The organism is Ruegeria sp. AD11(2025) (genome assembly GCF_056542405.1).
Genome location: NZ_JBQFZU010000005.1, coordinates 65,204 through 83,890, shown reverse-complemented (window position 1 = coordinate 83,890; position 18,687 = coordinate 65,204). Strand labels below are relative to the sequence as shown.

The following is an 18,687-nucleotide window of genomic DNA, read 5'->3' as shown; positions in this document are numbered from 1 at the left end:
GTGTTAGATGACAGCGACCCAAGCGCTTGCTGCGTTTCGCGCGGGCCTCCTGAAACCCAGTGATCTGCTTCAGGCTTTGATTTCCCGGATCGAGCAGGTCAATCCGGTGATCAATGCCCTGACCGACACCTATTTCGATGAGGCGCGGCAGCAGGCACTTGTTGCCGACGCGGCCTATGCGGATGGTTCGGCCAGCGGAGCGTTTCTGGGCATCCCGGTGCTGGTCAAAGATGCCCAGCGTGTAAAAGGCAAACGCACGACGCATGGGTCCCTTCTGCACATGGATGTCGCGCCTGACGAGATGTCGGACCCGATGGTCGAACGCTTGCAGGATGCTGGCGCGATCATTCTGGCTCGTACATCGGTGCCAGAGTTCTGCATTTCGGGCGTGTGTCGCAGTCGGACCTGGGGCAATACAGTCAACCCGTTCAATCCTGACTATGGAACCGGAGGATCGTCGGGCGGATCAGGGTCAGGGCTGGCGGCGGGTTTCGCACCAATTGCAACCGGAACGGATATCGGCCGGTCGATCCTTATTCCGGCCAGCTGTTGTGGGATTGTGGGGTTCAAGCCACCGCACGGGCGCAACCCCGACGGTCCTCCCGCAAATTTCGACCGTTACAACCATTGCGGCGCGCTTGCCCGTTCGATCACGGATCTGGCTTTGGTGCAGGATGTGGTGTCGGGCGTAGATCGGACGACCAGTTCCAGAACCCTGATAACCGACAATTTTTTCTAGTTGAAGTGCGGAGAATACTGCATCGGGATTTGGTCTTGGGAAACACCCTTCTGAGAAAACTCATCAGCATGTCGGTTAATGTGTCGCGATTCCGCAGCGCCGTTAACTGTCTCCAACCGAACTGTCCGACCGTCGGTTAGTTTCTGGATGGCCACCACATTCTCAGGAGTGATCTTAGTTCCGCTCGCCCGCAAGTTGTCGATTAGCTGTGTTCTATTTTGTGCGCTATTGGGAAGACTGAGCCGCAGCAGTTGATCACGCGTCAATTCAAGCAGTGCGGTTGACGGCAGCTTTATGCCATCCAAGGCATCAAAGCTGCTTGCTTGAGAACGGTTCCGGTTCACTCTTTCAAAGGTGCCGCCCATTAATTTTTTCACTGCGACTGTTCCGGTACCTTAGGAAAGTCGTCTGCCGCAGTCGCAACTAGAACGGCTGCAATGTGATCGATCTTAGACTGAGGCGTCAAATCGGAGCGACAGAGATTTGTCCAATGTTGTGCAGCCCCCAACTCCTTTTTGCTTTCAACGCCAAATTGAGCGCTTGGAGAATCAACTTGATTCGTGTTTGGTGCCTGCGATGGTTCCCGGCCGCTTTGTGCGATCCGGGATAAAAGGGAATACGGTGCGGTCCCTGCTAAAGAGGCCAAATCCGTGACTGCCCCCGCAACTGTAGGCGGTGAGCGACCCGAGATCGTCCACTGGGCATTCGCCTGGGAAGGATCGGGATAGCGTTGACCCGCAAGTCAGGAGACCTGCCATCCGACAATGAATAAACCTGGGCGGGGTGTCCCAGAGGGAGATGACAATGTTTCAAGCGGCCTTAGCCGTCGAAAGACTTGCACTCGCTTCGCCCCCGCGCAAACGGAGGAGGCGATGCTGTTGTCATTGCAGAAATCTGAAGCCCGACCCTGCACAATCTACGGGGTCATCGTCCCCTCACCAGTGTTTTTCAGCAAAGCTTCCGCTTTAGACGCGGGAGAAACCCGATGACCCGGCGCGCGGCGGATTCTGACGCCGTTTCGCAGCGGGGCCGCTGCCTGACCGAGTTCAGCATACCGGTGTTGGTTGCAGGCGCTTTGGCCCTGTCAGCCTTGCTGTGGCTGGCAATTATTTCGGTGATCTGATGTCGACCGTTCTTCAAATCCGCGATCTTACTCTTGGTTACCGCGACCTGACATTGTTCCGGCGCCTGTCCATGGATATCGACGCTGGCACAACTCTGGCCGTTCTGGGGGCCAACGGGTCGGGCAAAAGCACCTTTGTCAAAATGCTGCTGGGGCTCATGGATCCGCTCTCGGGCAATCTGAACTGGCCCAAGGGCCGCCCAGCGGAAATAGGCTATCTGGCGCAAATGACCGAGTTCGACCGACGTTTTCCCATTCGCGTGCGCGATCTGGCCGCGATGGGCGCGTGGCGTGGGTTTGGTTTCCGCTCGGGGCTGGACAGTACCGCACGCGACCGGATGATGGCAGCGCTGGACGAGGCCGGCGTTCTGGACATTGCCGACCGCCCCCTACACATGCTGTCGGGTGGTCAACTTCAGCGTGCTTTGTTTGCGCGGGTCATTATGCAGGACGCCCCGTTGATCCTGCTAGACGAACCCTTTGCCGCCGTAGACCAAAGTACCGAGGCGCATCTTCTGTCGATCATCCGCCGCTGGCGCGACGAAGGTCGTGCCCTAGTGCTGGTGGTGCATGATCTGTCATCGGTTCTGGATCACTGCAGCCATACCCTGCTGCTGGGCGGTCAGGAAGCCACCCATGGCACGGTGAACGATGTCCTGACCCCCGACAGGCTGGTCGCGCAGGGATACCTGTCCGAAAGCCAAGCATCCTGGATGTTCCGAAGCAACCCATCCACAGCGGAGACAGCGCATGTTTGAACTCCTCACTGAAATGTGGAGCTTTGCCTTCATGCGCCGTGCATTTGTGGCAACCACGGTCCTGTCAGCCTCGGTCGCGCCGGTAGGGGCGTTCCTTGTCCTGCGCCGATTGTCGCTTGCGGGTGAGGCCATGGCCCATGCGATCACGCCCGGTATCGTCATAGGCTTTGTGACTGCGGGGCTGTCAGTCATGTCCCTGCTGATTGGAGGATTGATTGCCGGGGTCGGTGTTGCCATCCTGACAGCGTTGCTGGCCCGACGAACCATTTTGCGCAGTGATGCCAGCCTTGCATCGCTCTACTTGATCGCGCTGGCGGTGGGCATTTTCATCCTTTCCGCCGCCGGGTCCGCCGTTCCACTGAAAAGCTTTCTCTTTGGCTCGATCCTTGGGATCGACGATGCCTCGATGCTGCTTGTGGGTGGCGTCGCGACGGTGACGCTGGTGGCGTTCGCTTTTCTGTTGCGCCCCCTGATAGTCAGCACCTGCGATCCGGTGTTTTTTGAGACCCAGACCCGCCGCCCCTGGTTGGTCGATCAGGGTTTCATGCTGTTGCTGGTTCTGAACCTGCTGGCCGCATTCAAAACACTGGGTACGCTGATGGCCGTTGGCCTGATGATCCTGCCCGCGACTGCGGCCCGTTATTGGGCCAGTACGATCACCGCCCAGCTGGTTCTGGGTTTCATCTTCGCCTTGTCCAGCTGCTGGATCGGTCTGACCCTGTCCTACCTGTTCCCCGACACGCCTTCGGGTCCGGCCATCGTGCTGGTTGCAGGTGCTTTTTTCCTGTTCTCGGCCATATTCGGCCCGCTTGGTTTTGGCGGACGGCTGCGCAAACCGTCCGTTTCAAAAGACCTCACCGTTGCGCAAGTTCCACAAGAAGAGAGAGCACAATGACTCTTACGAAATCCCTCTATGCTGGTGTCACCTCGGCCTCCCTTGCCTTGGCAACGTTTCCGGCTGTGGCTGGTGAAAACGATGTGAAAATTGTCGCCAGCTTCTCGATCCTTGGTGACATGGTCGAAGAGGTTGTCGGTGATCTGGCCACTGTGACGACCATCGTGGGTCCCGACGCCGACGCGCATGTCTACCAGCCGTCGGTCGCCGACGCGAAGGCCGTCGCCGAAGCGGACATCATCTTTGTCAACGGTCTGGGTTTTGAGACTTGGTCCGACACTCTGATCTCGGAGTCTGGTACTGAGGCTACCGTGCATGTCGCAACCGAGGGCGTCATCCCGGTCAAAGTCGATGGTGAAATCGATCCTCATGCCTGGAACTCTCTGTCGAATGGTGTGGTTTACGTAACCAACGTGGCGAATGCGATGAAAGAAGCACTGCCCGAACACGCCGACCAGATCGCCGCCAACGCCAATGCCTTTATTGCCGAGTTGGAAGCACTGGATGCGGAAACCAAAGCCAAGCTGGCTGACCTACCCGCAGATCGCCGCACTGTGGTGACGGCACATGACGCGTTCGGCTATCTTGCAGATGCGTACGAAATGAACTTCCTGGCACCCGTCGGTATCGACACCGAAGCAGAACCTTCGGCGCGAGAGCTTGCTGTTCTAATCGACCAGCTGAAAGCCGAGGGCGCGGCGGCGCTGTTTGTTGAAAACATTACCAGCCCCGCTCTGGTTCAACAGATTTCGGACGAAACCGGCATCGAGATAGGCGGCCGTCTGTTTTCGGACGCCCTGTCCGAGCGTGGTGGCCCGGCGACCAGCTACTTGGCAATGTTCCAGCATAACTTGGGCACACTGCTGGAAGCTTTGTCCCAAGAAGCAGCCAGCTAAAACGGTTTCTTGCGCGAGCTGGTTCTCAACATGACCCTCGAGAGCCACTCCACGCTTAAACTACGGGGCTGCCTCGTCGCGGTCGCCCAACAAAATCAGTTTTGTCCGCGATTTTTGAATTCGTTCATTCGATGAATTTGTTCGAGCAGCGAGTGACAGGTTCGGGGGATGCACTGCGGCACGCTTTGCTCCGGTTGAAGCATGATAGTCGGCAGATAAAGGCTGATAGTCGATGTTTTCTGCAACGCGTCATCGTACAGACCCGCAGCCCAGGGTCAAACTTCATTGAAGTAGCAGCGTTTAGTTTTGTGTTCCTTCTGAAGCTGAACGTTCATTTGTTTTAGGCCCAATTATGACGGTTGGACCAGGCTTGTGTGACATTCACCACCAGAGGTAACTTTTTTGGCGGAAAGGTAATTTAATTGGTCATAAGGCAGAATATCTCTACATTCGACACCTTGTTTTTTTGGTCGGAGTGAGAGGTTTCGAGCCTCCCACCGCTGCCTCCCGAGGACCGGTGCAGAGGGCCAAGATATATATTTTTAGTCAAAGGAGCCCTGTTTTTCGGGCGTCATCTCCAATCAAACCAGCCAAGTTCAGGTCCGGTAGGTTCATTGAACCTAAGAGCACTGTCTACATGGCCGGATAGTTATCTTGGTCTATGATCAGTGCTAGTTTGTTCTCTACATTATTGTCCAGGTCCAGCCCACTTATGCACGGTGAAGCGCCCTGCCATGGGTCAGGCCATTCACTTTCTCCAGAATGGCGTCTGCGTCAATGCAATGGTGGCGATATAGATCGCCGATCGTTCCGGTCTGACCAAAATGCTCGACGCCCAAAGGAATGGTCTGATGTCCAAGCACAGCCCCCAGCCAGGATAGAGTTGCAGGATGGCCATCGATAACGGTGACGAGCTTGCAATGTGGCGGAAGGTCGGACATCAGGGTTTCGATGTGAGAGCGTGCCGACCGGGTACCGCGAGAACGCGCTCGTTGAGCGGCGGTCCACCCGGCATTCAAGCGATCTGCCGATGTCACGGCCAAAACACCTATATCACGACGGCCCTCGCCAATCATGCCGGCGGCTTTGATTGCCTCTGGCGCGACGGCCCCTTGATAGGCGACAACAACTTCGCAATTGGGTCCTGGTTTTCGTAACCAATAAGCGCCATCGATGGCCCCTTGGCGAAATTCGTCGTCTACGCGCTTGCCGGGCTGTTCGATTGGATTGGTGGTCAGCCGCAGATAGACGGACCCTCCGGTTTCATCGCGAAGCCAGGTGCGCTCGTCGGGCTGTCCTTCGCCATCGCGCTGCATGTAATCAAAGGCCCACTCCATGATCACCGCCAGCTCATCGGCAAAGGCGGGTTCAAAAGCGGCGAGCCCGTCCTGGCTCATCCCAATGAGCGGCGTTCCAACGGATTGGTGTGCTCCACCTTCGGGTGCGAGGGTGACGCCCGATGGTGTGCCAACCAGCATGAAGCGTGCGTCCTGATAACAGGCGTAATTCAGAGCATCGAGGCCGCGGCTGACAAAAGGATCGTAAACGGTGCCAATCGGGATCAGCCGCTTGCCGAACAGGGAATGCGACAGACCCGCCGCTCCCAGAAGCAACATGAGATTCATTTCGGCGATACCAAGCTCGATATGCTGCCCTTCCGGCGCGAACTCCCATTTTGCAGTCGACGGGATGCGGTGTTCTATGAAGGCGTCGGATTGTTCGGATCGGGCAAACAGTTTGCGCCTGTTCACCCAAGGACCAAGGCTTGTCGTGCCTGTCACATCTGGCGAGGTCGTCACTATGCGTCCGGCCAATGGGCTGTCGCCTTTTGACAGATCGTCAAGAATCTTGCCGAACGCCATCTGGGTCGAGATTTCGCGACTGGTGTCGATCTCGATCGACGGCACATCCAGTTTGTTATCGAAATAGCGGCGCGGACCTTTGGCAAAGAACGGTGTTTTGGCCAGAAAATCCTTGAGGGCGGTTGGGTCCTGCACTGTCGCAAGAGGCTCCCATTCTTCGCCTTCCGGCACTCCCATATGCGACTGCCACGCAGCAAACTGGCTATTGTTCATCAGCCCGCCGTGATTGTCCTTGTGGCCTGCAATGGGGGTGCCCCATCCTTTGACGGTGTAGGCCAGGAAGCACGTTGGGCGATCATGATCGATGGCTGCAAATGTCTGAGCCATGGTTTCGACGCAGTTGCCGCCAAGGTTTTCCATCAGGGCAGCAAGTTCTGCGTCCGTGCGCCTTTCGATCAGGGCGGTCACGTCTCCCTGATCCCCCAGATCGTCCATCAGACGCTGTCGCCAATTCGCACCACCCATGAAAGTCAAAGCGGAGTAGTCCTGGTTGGGGCAAGCGTCGATCCAATCACGCAGGCGGTTGCCGCCGGGCTCTTCAAAGGCGGCGCGTTGCAGAACCCCATACTTTACACGCACGACATCCCAACCGAACGCATCGAAGATTTTCTCGATCCGTTCGAACAGCCCTTCCCGGACGATACCGTCCAGTGACTGTCGGTTGTAGTCGATGATCCACCACGTGTTTCGCAGGTCGTTCTTCCAGCCTTCCTGCAACGCCTCGTAAACGTTTCCTTCATCCAGTTCGGCATCGCCCACGAGGGCTACCATACGTCCCATTGGCGCATCTGAGCCCCAGCTTTTGGCCTTGATGTAGTCTTGAATGATCGAGGCAAACGAGGTGATCGCAACACCCAGACCCACCGACCCGGTCGAGAAATCAACATCGTCGATATCCTTGGTTCGGCTGGGATAACTTTGCACCCCCCCGAATCCGCGAAAACTCTCCATCTTCTCACGTGTTTGATTGCCCATGAGATACTGCATCGCGTGAAAAACTGGTGAGGCATGGGGTTTGACTGCAACCCGGTCTTCTGGACGCAAGGCCGAGAAATAGAGCGCGGTCATGATCGATACCATCGAAGCAGACGAAGCCTGATGGCCACCGATCTTGATCCCATCCACCTTCGGTCGAACATGGTTGGCATGGTGAATCATCCAATGAGACAACCAGAGCAGGCGCTGTTCCACAATCTTCAGTTGGGTGGGATCAATGTGCATGGCGGTCTCCGGGTTCAGGCGGCGCTGCGGGCAGGGTAGGGCAAAGCTTGCTCCAGGTCTGCAAGGATATCTTCGACATCCTCCAGCCCGACGGACAGACGGATCAGACCATCGCTGATGCCATGCTCGGCCCGCTCTTCTGAGGTATACGTCGAATGGGTCATGGATGCGGGGTGCTGGATCAGTGTTTCCGCATCGCCCAAGGACACCGCGCGCTGGATCATGTTCAAGCGGTTCATGAAATCGATCCCACCGGACAGGCCGGACTTGGTTTCAAACGCTATCATGGCGCCGGGTTGGGACATCTGGCGCTGCGCGACATCATGCTGGGCGAAACTCTCAAGTCCGGGGAAGTAAACTTCGCCGACGGCGGGATGTGCTTCGAGGAAGTCCGCAACGACCATGGCGGACGCACAGTGACGATCCAGACGCAGGTTCAGTGTCTTCAGACCACGCAGGATCAGCATCGCGTTGAAAGGGGCCATTACCGCGCCGGTCATGTCTTTCATCCCAACAAGGCGGATCTCAGCAATCTGTTCAGCGGTTCCTACAACAAGACCCGCGACCACATCACCATGCCCGCCGAGGTATTTAGTAGCGGAGTGCAGAACGATGTCTGCCCCGTGTTCAATCGGGCGGGTCAGATACGGGCTGGCATAGGTGTTGTCGACTACAACCGTTGCGCCGACCGAGTGCGCAATTTCGGCGCTCGCGGCGATGTCCACCAAGCGCATGTTCGGATTGGCCGGAGTTTCAAAATAGACAACGCGGGTCTTGTCGGAAACGGCCGCTTTCAGGTTCTCAGGGTCTGTCATGTCGACATGTGTGATCGTGACACCCCATTTCGCCAAACCATGACGCAGGAAGGCGAAGGTGCAGCCATAGAGCGTTTTGTCCACGATAACTTCGTCCCCCGGCGACAGCAGGGTCCAAAGCACTGCCGTGATCGCCCCCATGCCGCTTGAGAGAGCTAGTCCAGCCTCGGCTCCCTCAAGTATGGCAATACGTTGTTCAAGAAGGTCGCATGTGGGGTTTGAAATACGGCTGTAGATATGACCTTCACGCTCACCGGCGAACAACTCTCCACCAGCTTCTGCGGTTTCGAACGTAAACGTGGACGTCAAATGTAGCGGTGGTGTCAGCGCGCCGTCATTTTCCAGAGGATTGTAAGCATGGTGAATGGCGCGGGTGGCAAATCCGGTTGAACGGGTCATTACAAGCTCCTGATTCAGTTTGAAGCCAGTTTGCGCCTTTACTTTGAGCTATTGGTTGCGAAAAATACCAATGTGGTAATGAAAATTAGCATAATCTGCTAAGCAAGAGGGTGAAATGGACGCTAAGGACAGGCAGATCATTCGAGCTCTGCAGCGTGACGGGCGCATGACGAACCAGGATCTTGCCGACGAGGTGAACCTGTCCCCGTCACCGTGTTTGCGCCGGGTCAAAAACCTTGAAGCCAACGGAGTGATAAAGGGATACAGCGCCGACGTTGACGCTGCCGCGTATGGGATGGCCATTACCGTCTTCGTGCGTATCCGGTTAGAGCGACACAATGAAACGGACGTTCAGAACTTTGAAAAACGTGTTCGGATGATCGATGAAGTTCTTGAATGCCACGTGCTGACCGGGGCAATGGACTATCAGTTGCGGGTTTTGGTGTCGGACCTTGAGGCTTACGAGGAGTTTATTCGCCACCGAATTCATCCGATCGGTGGGATAGCCTCGATCGACACCAGCTTTGTCTATGGAACGGTAAAAAAGACAGCTGTTTTTCCGCCCGGATAGATAGACCGAGTTAGAATGGGTTGCTATCAAACGGCTAAACATCTTAGCTGTTTGGTTTTTTTCCGCCGCATTTTCCCATTGTCAGCATCGCTATAGTCCGGAGCTCTTGCATAAAGCTGCCAGCGCGTTGGCGTTCGGCAAGTACTCAGGTGCAACGAACTTCGGATCACTGTCTTGAATACAACAAAATATGGGCATTGGAAGCCGACCATTGCACTTAAGTGGCAGATGGCGCTGCAATAACGTTGCGGTTTCATTGCGAGCAAATCATGCGACACGTTCCCATTCTCACCATCGCTATAGCGAAAACATGCAGAGCGTGCTGTATCACTTCTAAGAGGATAGCGATTACGCCGTAGTCTTTGTTGAGCAAAGTCCAAGAGACAAGTTTGATTGCATTATCCGAAGAGAGGCTGATCGAATGATCAGCTTGAAAGTAAAAGCTGCATATTCTTCGGCTGCCCTTAGAGTAGTCTAAGAAGTTTGCAGGGCTGCTGATTGGTCTACTTCCCAATCTTTGTTTGGAATGCTTCCGCATGGTTAGGGAATAGCGTTTGAAGGAAATTTAGTGTCTGTGTCAGCGCCCCTTCACGTGAGTAGATGTGTGGGAACAGATGCAGTTTCTGCCAGTAACCGTCAGTCAGCGTATCGATCCAGCCCCCAGCTAAACTGGCCTTGTCAGGGTCTTCCGGCACCAGCTGATGGCAGATCTCGCTGAGCATCTTGGACCGTTTGTCCTCAAATTCGCGGTTGATTTCAGCATATTGTGGAACAAAATTCTGTTCCCCGAAGAAGGCAAACCAGATGGCGAGTGCATTGGAGTTGCAGATCTTGGGGCTAAAATCCGCCTCGATGATTGTGCGCAACCGGGTCGCGGGGTCTTCTGGTGCCTTGCCCAACGCCGCCACCCAGTGGGCCTCGTAGGTTTGGTACTGATCCCGCAGTGCTTCGGTAAGAATCCCGGTCTTGGACTTGAAATAGAAGACTGCCACGCCTTGGGACAGCCCGGCCTCGTTGGCTACTGTCGCCAGCGTTGTCTTGGCGAGCCCGTTAATCACAATCGACTTAAGAGTCGCATCGAGAATCTGACGCCGTCGCATGTCGGCGTTTTCCTTGCGTTCCTTGCGCGGCTTCCTGCCGCTGCCCTTAGATGCCACCATGAGAAATCCAAACCAAACTTCAACTTTTTCCCTTGTTCCACAATTCTCTGTTCCTGTCAGCCCACTTATTTTTATTTGAGCGCTCAAAAAAACTTTACGAAAAATATCTTCTCCTCTACGCTCCACCTGACGAAGGTCGAGCCAGGAGAAGTTCATGGGGCAGCACGACAGATATGACGCAATCGTCGCAGGGGCAGGGCACAATGGCCTGACTACGGCCTGCTACTTGGCAAAGGCAGGGCTGAGGGTTCTGGTTGTGGAAAAGAACGATTGGATCGGCGGTGCAGCTGTGAGCCGGTCGCTGCATGAAGGTTGGACCTATTCCAACTGCTCCTATGTCTGTTCGCTGCTACGCCGCGAAATTGTGCGCGACTTGGAACTGCCAAAATATGGGCTTCAGGTGATCCCCTACGAAGGTGGTGCCAGCTTTAACCGGGACGGCGACTACTTTGCCTATATGTCCGACCATGACGCGCTGCGCCGGGAAATAAGCCGCCACAGTACGCATGACGCGGATGCCTATGACCGGTTCAGCCAGACAGTGATACGCCAATGCCGCTTCATCCGGCCTTTTCTGTTGCGAAACGCACCAGATCCCACCTCGTTAAAGCCGCGCGACATCGGCGAGCTGCTGTTTCTGATCAAACAGGCGCATGGGCTGGGCAAGAAGGAGCTGGGCGAGACCCTGCGCTTTTGGTCGATGTCGATCGGCGACTTCCTAGATGAACATTTCGAGAATGACCTGATCAAGGCGCACATAGCCGGGGCGGGGATCATAGGTACGGGCCTAGGTGTCTATTCGCCCGGCACAGCTTATGTTCTGCTACACCACTACATGGGCGACGTGGATGGCGCGATTGGGGCTTGGGGCTTTGCCCGTGGCGGCATGGGTGCAATCTCCAACGCGCTTGGAGCCTGTTTTGAGGAAGCAGGCGGCACTATCGTAACCGGCTCTGGCGTCGACCGCTTTTTGGTTTCCAATGGCAGGGTCACAGGGGTCGTGTTGGAAAATGGCGATGAATACCGCGCGCCCTTAGTCGCCTCCAATATGGATGTGAAGCGAACTTTCCTGGAGCATACCGAGCAGCAGCATTTACCCCAAGATTTTTTGAAGGCGGTCAAAAGGTTCAAGATTCGCGGCTCGTCGGGCAAGTTGAACATTGCACTGGATGCCTTGCCCGAGTTTCCTGCCGCACCCAAGAGTGCGCCTTTCTTGCGCGGCGATCTCCATTGCGCCGAAAGCCTGAACGAACTGGAACGCGCCTATGACGATTGGAAAGAGGGGCGCTGGTCGCAAAACCCTTATTTCGACATGCTGATCCCCAGCCAGATCGACCCGACAATGGCCCCACCGGGCAAGCACATGATGACCGTCTTCGTACAATACGCGCCCTACGATCTGGAAGTGGGCGGCGTGCGCGCCGGAACCAACTGGAATGGCCAGACCCGCGGCGCCTTTGCGGATTGTGTCTTCGACAAACTGGAACAGGCCTGCCCCGACATCCGCAGCAAGACTTTACATGCTGAAATCCGCACCCCTTGGGATATCGAGCAGGAGGTTGGTCTTACCGAAGGCAACATCTTTCAGGGCGAACTGACCTTCGACCAGCTGCTCTTCAACCGTCCGGTCCCCGGTTACGCACAATACGATACGCCTATTGATGGCATGTACATAGTCGGATCCTCAGCCCACCCAGGCGGCGGTGTGATGGCGGCTCCGGGTGCCAATGCTGCCAAAGAAATCCTGCGCAACATTGGCAAAAGCAACGCAATGAACAGCTACGCAGCCTGAGGAGTATATGATGACGACACCTACCTATGATGCGGTTGTCATTGGCGCGGGTCATAACGGGCTGGCCGCAGCTGCGACGCTGGCCCGTAAGGGCAAATCGGTTTGCGTGATCGAAAGGAACGAGACCGCAGGCGGTATGGCGCGCAACACCACACTTGCAGGCGGGACTCAGGTGCCGGAGATCGCGCATCTGCTTTACAACTTACACCCTAAAGTGACTAAAGAGTTGGGTCTCGGGACAGCAAGTGCTCCCTTGGAATTGCGCAAGCTGGCTTCAGTGTCGCTATCAGAAGACGGTAACCATGCGATCATCCGTGATGGCAAGGCTGAATTGGCAGACGGTCGACCTCATCCCGAAGCCGCGCCTTTTGCCGAATTGATGCGCCGTTTGACCCTGTTTGCGCGTTTGCTGGGCCAGCTTTCTACGAAAACCCCTCCGTCGCTTGAAGGCGGCTTGAACAGCCTGGATATGCTCACCGAACTTGGCGGATTGGCCAAACTGGGGCTGGATCTAAAGCGGATGGGCAAGAAGGACATGCGCGAGTTTCTCCGCGTTCTCCTGTCCAACGCTTATGACTTGATTTTGGATGATCTTGAGGACAGCCCGCTGGCTGGCGCGCTGGCAGCAGATGCGGTGCGCGGCGCTTATGCAGGCCCGCGCTCACCTGGGACTGTCTTTACCTTAATGTACCGCTTGGGGCAGGGCGGCGGTGCGCAGCTGCCAGTGGGTGGAATGGGCGCAGTTTCTGCTGCGTTTGAGACTGCGGCTCGCGCTGCCGGGGCGGAAATCCTTACTGGCAACGGCGTGGCCCGGGTGTTGGTTGAAAACGATCACGCAGCGGGCGTGGTGCTGGAGGACGGCACCCAAATCTCAGCCCGAGCAGTTTTGAGCAATACGGGCCCAATGCCCGCAATGATGCTCACAGGCACAAAACATTACGACGTCGAAGCAGTCCGGCGAATGCGCAACCAGCGCTGCAAAGGCTCGGCGGCCAAGGTCAATCTGGTGCTTAGCGGTACGCCGGAGTTCACAGGTCTCAATCCCGACCTTGCGGCGAGCCGGCTGCTGATCGCCCCGAGTGCAACTTATGTAGAACGTGCCTTCAACCCGGCTAAATACGGCGAGATGCCGAAAGCGCCTGTTATTGAGGCGATCATTCCCAGCCTGACAGACCCGACGCTGGCCAAAGACCGTCGGCATGTGATTTCTGCCGTGGTCAGTTCTGTTCCCTACGGTCTGGACGGCGGCTGGGATGAGGCAGCTCGTGAGAAACTGTCAAACGTCACAATTGCAACGCTTGAGAAATACGCACCCGGTATCGGAGGTCTGGTCATAGAGACGCAAGCCCTCAGCCCTGCCTGTATTGAAGCGCGAACAGGGGCGCCGGGTGGGCATTGGCATCATGCTGAGATGGGCATCGACCAGATTCTAACGGTGCGGCCCGCCAACGGAATGGCGCATTACCGGTTTGGACCCGAAGGCTACTACCTATGTGGTGCAGGCGCCCACCCGGGCGGAGACGTGACCGGTTTGGCCGGCCGTAACAGCGCAATGCAGCTATTGAAGGACGGGGTACTCTGATGACCAAACATGTTCCCATCGGCTTGATCGAAACTCCGTTCCAGCCGCGGCTGGAGGCGCTCAGCACTGCTAAGAGTTGGACCAATTGGGCAGGCTACATTTCGGCCACGACATTGGACACGGTGGAGTTCGAATATTTCGCCATCCGCAACCAGACAACCCTGTTTGATATTTCGCCGATGCACAAATACCGCATTACAGGACCGGATGCGTTGGAGGTCGTGAACCGGCTGGTGACCCGCGACGTCGCCAAGCTGCGCGATGGACGGGTCGGCTATGTTCTATGGTGCGATGAAGAGGGCATGGTCATCGACGATGGCACATTGTTCCGCTACTCCGAAACAGATTTCCGCCTTTGCTGCCAGGAGCCGATGTATACATGGCTTCTCGACACCGCCTGGGGATTGGACGTCGAAATCGCAGACGAGAGCCAGAACACCGCGGCGTTGTCTTTACAGGGGCCGACGTCGTTCTCGCTGTTGCAGGATGCAGGTCTGGGTGATGTTGGAGAGATGAAGCCTTTCGATTGGCGCGAGGTCGAACCGGATCTCTGGGTATCGCGCACCGGGTTTACTGGTGATCTCGGTTATGAGCTGTGGGTTCCGAATGGCAACGCGTTGGACTTGTGGGACCGGTTGTGGGCGGCAGGCTGCCATTGGGGGTTGAAGGCGATCGGCTTCGAGGCGCTCAATATCTGCCGGATCGAGGCAGGGTTCATCGCCGCTGGTTTCGACTTCCAACCTGTTCACACTGCCATGCGCCTGGGGCGCGGTCGTAGCCCGCTGGAGTTGGGCTTCGATAAAATGGTGGATTTCACAAAGGGCCATTTCAATGGGCGCCGTGCATTGCTGAAGCAACGGCAATCCGGTCTGCGGTATCACCTGCGCAAGATCGATATTGGCGGGTTCAAACCCGCTGATGGCGCTCTGATCTATCACAAGAAGAAGAAAGAGGTGGGGCATGTGACCTCTGGCGTATGGTCCCCCACGACCAAGCGCAACATCGCACTGGCCGAGTTCAAAGCGCCTTTCGGCGAGGGCATCACGGATGACCTCTGGGCAGAAGTTTACGTCAACGAAGAGGGCCAATGGGACAAGCGCCTTGTGCCGGTCACAATCGAAGACAACCCCTTTTTCATCAATAGCCGTGCGCGAGCAACTCCGCCACGCCCGTTCTGAATCGGATTAGGTACTTCCAATGACCAAAATGAAACCAAATACGTTGTCCAACGAACCGAGCCCCAACACCCTGCACACGTGGGATCGCACCCATCAATTGCATCCTTGGATGGCAATGGACGACTGGCGTGGATACGACAATATGCTGATGGAGACCGCCGAGGGGATTCACCTTTGGGACGCCTCCGGAAAGCGCTACATCGACGGGCCCGGTGGCATGTGGTGCACCCAGATCGGCTATGGCCGCCAGGAGATGGCCGACGCCATCGCCGCGCAGGTCATTAAACTACCCTATACTTCTCCGTTCACCAACACCACTGAACCATCGGCGATGCTGGCTAAGAAGATCGCCGAAATGGCCCCCGGCGATTTGAACAACGTCTTCTTTACTACCGGTGGCTCGACGGCGGTGGATACGGCGCTGCGTACGATGCAGTACATGAACAACCGCCGCGGCAAACCGCAGAAGAAGAAGATCATCGCCCGAGAAAAGGGCTATCACGGTTCGACCTATCTGGCCCATTCGGTGACCGGCAAGGAGCGCGACAAAAGCCATTTCGATTTCGAGACGCGACTGGTGCATTTTCTGCCCGACGTTAACCCCTATCGCCGCCCTGCGGACATGAGCGTCGAGGATTGGTGCGATGACAAAGTCGCCGACCTAGCTGCCGCTATTGCAGAGATTGGCGCGGAAAACATTGGCGCCTTCATTGCCGAACCGATTCTTTCCTCCGGAGGTGTCATTGTGCCTGCTCCCGGCTACCACAAACGGACCTGGGAGCTCTGCCTCGCCAACGATATCTTGTACATCTCCGACGAGGTGGTCACCGGTTTCGGCCGGCTGGGTCATTGGTTTGCCTCCGAAGAAGTTTTCGATATTCAGCCCGACATGATCACCTGCGCAAAGGGTCTGACCTCTGGTTATCTGCCTTTGGGCGCATGCATCATTTCCGACCGGGTTATGGAACAGATGAGTCACCTGGGTACACCGTCTTCCTACACAAACGGATACACCTACTCAGGTCATCCGGTCTCTTGCGTCGCAGCGCTGAAGAATATCGAGATCATCGAGCGAGAAGGTATCCTAGAGCATGTCCGCGCCGTCACCCCGCATTTTCAAGCACGCCTGCGCGAACTTATGACGTTTGGAATCGTCGGCGATGCTCGCGGTGAGGGACTTTTGGGATGTATCGAATGTCGGGCGGAGGATCTGGAAGCCGAGCGCAAGCTTGGCGCGATGATTGATGCCGCCTGCGAGAAGATGGGCCTGATCGTGCGACCGCTGATCAACATGGCTGTGTTCTCGCCACCGTTGATCATCACGTTGGAGCAGATCGACGAAATGTTCGACATTCTTGAACGAGCCATTCAGCAGGTGGAAGCGCAGCTGACTGTGTGAGGTTGGGGTAGGGGTGACAGAGGCTCCAGTCACCTTTCCCGAACTGGCGGGTGCATCGGGTTCCGGCACCCGCCTTTATTGTTCTATTGTTCTGGAAATGCTTGGCACCAGCTGCAACTCGGCATCTGAAAACTATTCACCTGATCGGCAGGCACAGCGCCATCCAACGTTTGCATCTATAGAAGGCATTCTTTCCGCGGCGCTTATTGTGGAAGTCCGATTGCGCGTGTGTTCTTACACCGTATGTTCGCGACGCCCGTATTTCGTGGCAAGATCAACTTCCTGTCCCAGGTCCATCGCGGCGCGGTAGCCGCTTTGCACGGCGGCCGCTATGATATGGGGGGCTTCGGCGTCGCCAATGCGGATTACGGATTTGATGCCGGACTCGTGTAATCCATCTCCCATACCCTTTAGGCCATCATAGAGATCCAGCACCGGCAGGCGGCGGGTAAGCGGGATAATTGCATCGCAGGCATGAGTACTGCGGCTTTCTGAGAACATGCAGGACAAGACTGCCTCTCCCTTATGGGCTGCCACCAGCATCCGGTTGGGTACGACGGCAACCCCCGCCTCAATCAAGGCGGTATTGGATTGGTAGACCTCGGTCGTCCATTGGCCCCAATCGCAGGGACGGCCAGCGGGCGTCACCAGCGTGACCCTGTGCCCTTCCTTGCGCAGCTTTAAGGCCAGAACTGAGCCGAGGTAGTAGTGATCGTCATCATAGATCATCACATGATCCGCATTCAGCGTTTCACCTTTCAGCACTGTTTCCGCCGAGACGACCATGCCGGGCGCCTCCTCCTCTAAACCGGTATCGGAATGCCGCCCGATGGTATCCCTCGCCCAGACCGCCCCTGTTGCGGCGATCACATGGGAGGCACCAAGATCCAGCACATCGGATGCTGTCAGTGGGCTTTCCGGATAGATTTCAACGTTGGACAGTTTTTCGATCTGCCCAACACGCCAGTCGCGCACGCGGGCCCACTCAACCATCCCCGGCAGGCGGGACTCACGAGTGACGCGGCCTCCTAGTACGCGGCTTGCTTCGGCTAGCATTACCGAATGGCCGCGCTCGCCTAGAACCCGGGCGGCTTCCAACCCGGCAGGCCCTGCTCCGACAACCAGCACTTTTTCAGGTTTTTCGCTGCGCCCGGCTTTCTCGGGGTGCCAGCCTTGGCGCCATTCCTCGCCCATGGTCGGGTTCTGGGTGCAGCGCAGTGGCACACCAAGCGAGTCATGCGCGTAGCAGATGTTGCAACCGATGCACTCGCGTATGTCTTCGCTGCGGCCTTCTTCAATCTTCTTTGGCAGGAACGGGTCAGCGATTGACGGGCGTGCCGCACCGATCAGATCCTGCCCGCCCTGGCGGATCACCTGCGCCATGGTTTCAGGCGAGGTGTAACGCCCTACCGCCACAACGGGTTTGGAGGTCAGAGATTTCGCTCGCGCGATATTATCCGTAAAAGACGCTTCCTTGACGAAACGGCTTACCCCCATCTCAACCCCGTAGTCGGGCACCACCAGGTCCCACAGGTCTGGCAGGTCCGCCAGCATGGCGAAGGCATCATAGCTCTCGGCATCGTCCAGCCCGACGCTGAAACGGGTGGCCACGGCGCATTTGTGACCAACGGCCTCTTTTGTTTCCTCGATGAGTTCGCGCACCAGCCGAACCCGATTCCTCAGGCTGCCGCCGTATTCATCAGTGCGTGTGTTGTTCACCGGGTCGAGGAATTCCGACAGCAGGTAGCCGTGGGTGGCATAGACATAAACGATGTCGAAACCGGCATCGACCGCTCTTAAGGCAGCCTCGCGGTGCCATTTGCGAATATTGCGGATGTCCTCGCGATCAATTTTGCGCGCCTGTCCCGGATGCAGCACTGTGGAATCCGTCTGCGGTCGGTTGCGCATACCAAGGGGGGCAAGCCGGGTGCCGAAATTCGTCACCATACCGCCGCCTATCCACAACTCCACCCCGGCCAGCGCGCCATGTTCATGCACGGCGTCGGTCATCAACTGGTTGGCCCGAATATCATCCTCGTCCCACAGTGCGGCATAGGGGTAGTAGTCGTTATCCGAAGTTGGGTGAATCGAGCAGAATTCGGTATTCACAACCCCCCAACCTCCTTCCGCCTTCATCCCCCGCATTGCCGCAACAGTACGCGGGCGCCGCCATCCCATGCCCGCGCAGTGCGGCACTTGGTAGAAACGGTTCTTCGTCTCTACGGGGCCGATTTTCAGCGGCTGGAAGAGGATTTCGTGGCGAGGATCGCGCATCAGTATTTACCCTATGATATGCA

The 18,687-nt window shown here is 56.7% G+C and carries 15 protein-coding genes and 1 riboswitch; of the genes, 10 read left to right on the top strand and 5 right to left on the bottom strand.

The features are described 5' to 3' along the window. Positions 1–7 precede the first annotated feature (7 nt). A complete protein-coding gene (locus tag ACR1XY_RS06835) occupies positions 8–739 on the top strand; it encodes an amidase (protein WP_480591224.1) in 732 nt (243 codons plus the stop codon). On the opposite strand, the gene ACR1XY_RS06830 is transcribed toward ACR1XY_RS06835, so the two are convergent. Then, positions 736–1,116 (bottom strand): hypothetical protein, encoded by a 381-nt coding sequence (locus ACR1XY_RS06830; RefSeq protein WP_480591221.1) that lies wholly within the window; start codon positions 1,114–1,116, stop codon positions 736–738. The two genes, ACR1XY_RS06835 and ACR1XY_RS06830, sit on opposite strands and share 4 nt — an antisense overlap. Before the next feature lie 183 nt (positions 1,117–1,299). Beyond that, positions 1,300–1,512, top strand: a riboswitch (cobalamin riboswitch). A gap of 212 nt (positions 1,513–1,724) precedes the next feature. Between ACR1XY_RS06830 and ACR1XY_RS06825 the strand changes: the two genes are divergently transcribed. Genes ACR1XY_RS06825 through ACR1XY_RS06810 form a run of 4 tightly spaced genes read left to right on the top strand, consistent with a single transcriptional unit; the run spans position 1,725 to position 4,411 of the window. Beyond that, the gene (locus tag ACR1XY_RS06825; RefSeq protein WP_480591219.1) at positions 1,725–1,862 is read left to right on the top strand and encodes a hypothetical protein; all 138 of its coding nucleotides are present in this window, start codon (positions 1,725–1,727) and stop codon (positions 1,860–1,862) included. After that, positions 1,862–2,620 carry a metal ABC transporter ATP-binding protein gene (locus ACR1XY_RS06820; protein ID WP_480591217.1) on the top strand — a complete coding sequence of 253 codons (759 nt, stop codon included), beginning with the start codon at positions 1,862–1,864 and terminating at the stop codon, positions 2,618–2,620. The genes ACR1XY_RS06825 and ACR1XY_RS06820 overlap by 1 nt, the downstream gene beginning before the upstream one ends. Beyond that, entirely contained in the window at positions 2,613–3,515 is a 903-nt protein-coding gene (locus ACR1XY_RS06815) for a metal ABC transporter permease (protein WP_480591214.1), read from the top strand. The genes ACR1XY_RS06820 and ACR1XY_RS06815 overlap by 8 nt, the downstream gene beginning before the upstream one ends. Further along, complete coding sequence (locus ACR1XY_RS06810) at positions 3,512–4,411, top strand: metal ABC transporter solute-binding protein, Zn/Mn family (RefSeq protein ID WP_480591211.1); 900 nt, start codon at positions 3,512–3,514, stop codon at positions 4,409–4,411. Before ACR1XY_RS06815 ends, ACR1XY_RS06810 begins: the two co-directional genes overlap by 4 nt. A gap of 710 nt (positions 4,412–5,121) precedes the next feature. Here ACR1XY_RS06810 and ACR1XY_RS06805 read toward each other — a convergent pair. Together ACR1XY_RS06805 and ACR1XY_RS06800 are read right to left on the bottom strand one after the other, a co-directional pair. After that, positions 5,122–7,494 (bottom strand): 1-deoxy-D-xylulose-5-phosphate synthase N-terminal domain-containing protein, encoded by a 2,373-nt coding sequence (locus ACR1XY_RS06805; RefSeq protein ID WP_480591209.1) that lies wholly within the window; start codon positions 7,492–7,494, stop codon positions 5,122–5,124. Positions 7,495–7,508: 14 nt separating this feature from the next. Beyond that, positions 7,509–8,708 carry a methionine gamma-lyase gene (locus ACR1XY_RS06800; protein ID WP_480591206.1) on the bottom strand — a complete coding sequence of 400 codons (1,200 nt, stop codon included), beginning with the start codon at positions 8,706–8,708 and terminating at the stop codon, positions 7,509–7,511. A gap of 115 nt (positions 8,709–8,823) precedes the next feature. Between ACR1XY_RS06800 and ACR1XY_RS06795 the strand changes: the two genes are divergently transcribed. Next, positions 8,824–9,279, top strand: coding sequence for an Lrp/AsnC family transcriptional regulator (locus ACR1XY_RS06795; RefSeq protein WP_170554944.1), 456 nt, complete (start codon positions 8,824–8,826; stop codon positions 9,277–9,279). Positions 9,280–9,782: 503 nt separating this feature from the next. On the opposite strand, the gene ACR1XY_RS06790 is transcribed toward ACR1XY_RS06795, so the two are convergent. After that, positions 9,783–10,595, bottom strand: coding sequence for a TetR family transcriptional regulator C-terminal domain-containing protein (locus tag ACR1XY_RS06790; protein WP_480591204.1), 813 nt, complete (start codon positions 10,593–10,595; stop codon positions 9,783–9,785). Between ACR1XY_RS06790 and ACR1XY_RS06785 the strand changes: the two genes are divergently transcribed. The 4 genes from ACR1XY_RS06785 to ACR1XY_RS06770 are packed head-to-tail and all read left to right on the top strand — an operon-like array spanning position 10,594 to position 16,390. Further along, positions 10,594–12,231, top strand: coding sequence for a phytoene desaturase family protein (locus tag ACR1XY_RS06785; RefSeq protein ID WP_480591202.1), 1,638 nt, complete (start codon positions 10,594–10,596; stop codon positions 12,229–12,231). The genes ACR1XY_RS06790 and ACR1XY_RS06785 overlap by 2 nt on opposite strands. Before the next feature lie 10 nt (positions 12,232–12,241). Beyond that, a complete protein-coding gene (locus ACR1XY_RS06780) occupies positions 12,242–13,813 on the top strand; it encodes a phytoene desaturase family protein (protein WP_480591200.1) in 1,572 nt (523 codons plus the stop codon). Then, on the top strand, positions 13,813–14,991 hold the full coding sequence (locus tag ACR1XY_RS06775; protein WP_480591198.1) for an aminomethyl transferase family protein: 1,179 nt from the start codon (positions 13,813–13,815) through the stop codon (positions 14,989–14,991). Before ACR1XY_RS06780 ends, ACR1XY_RS06775 begins: the two co-directional genes overlap by 1 nt. Before the next feature lie 28 nt (positions 14,992–15,019). Beyond that, positions 15,020–16,390 (top strand): aminotransferase, encoded by a 1,371-nt coding sequence (locus tag ACR1XY_RS06770; protein WP_480591613.1) that lies wholly within the window; start codon positions 15,020–15,022, stop codon positions 16,388–16,390. A 234-nt stretch (positions 16,391–16,624) separates the two neighbouring features. On the opposite strand, the gene ACR1XY_RS06765 is transcribed toward ACR1XY_RS06770, so the two are convergent. After that, the gene (locus ACR1XY_RS06765) at positions 16,625–18,664 is read right to left on the bottom strand and encodes an oxidoreductase (protein ID WP_480591196.1); all 2,040 of its coding nucleotides are present in this window, start codon (positions 18,662–18,664) and stop codon (positions 16,625–16,627) included. Positions 18,665–18,687 lie beyond the last annotated feature (23 nt).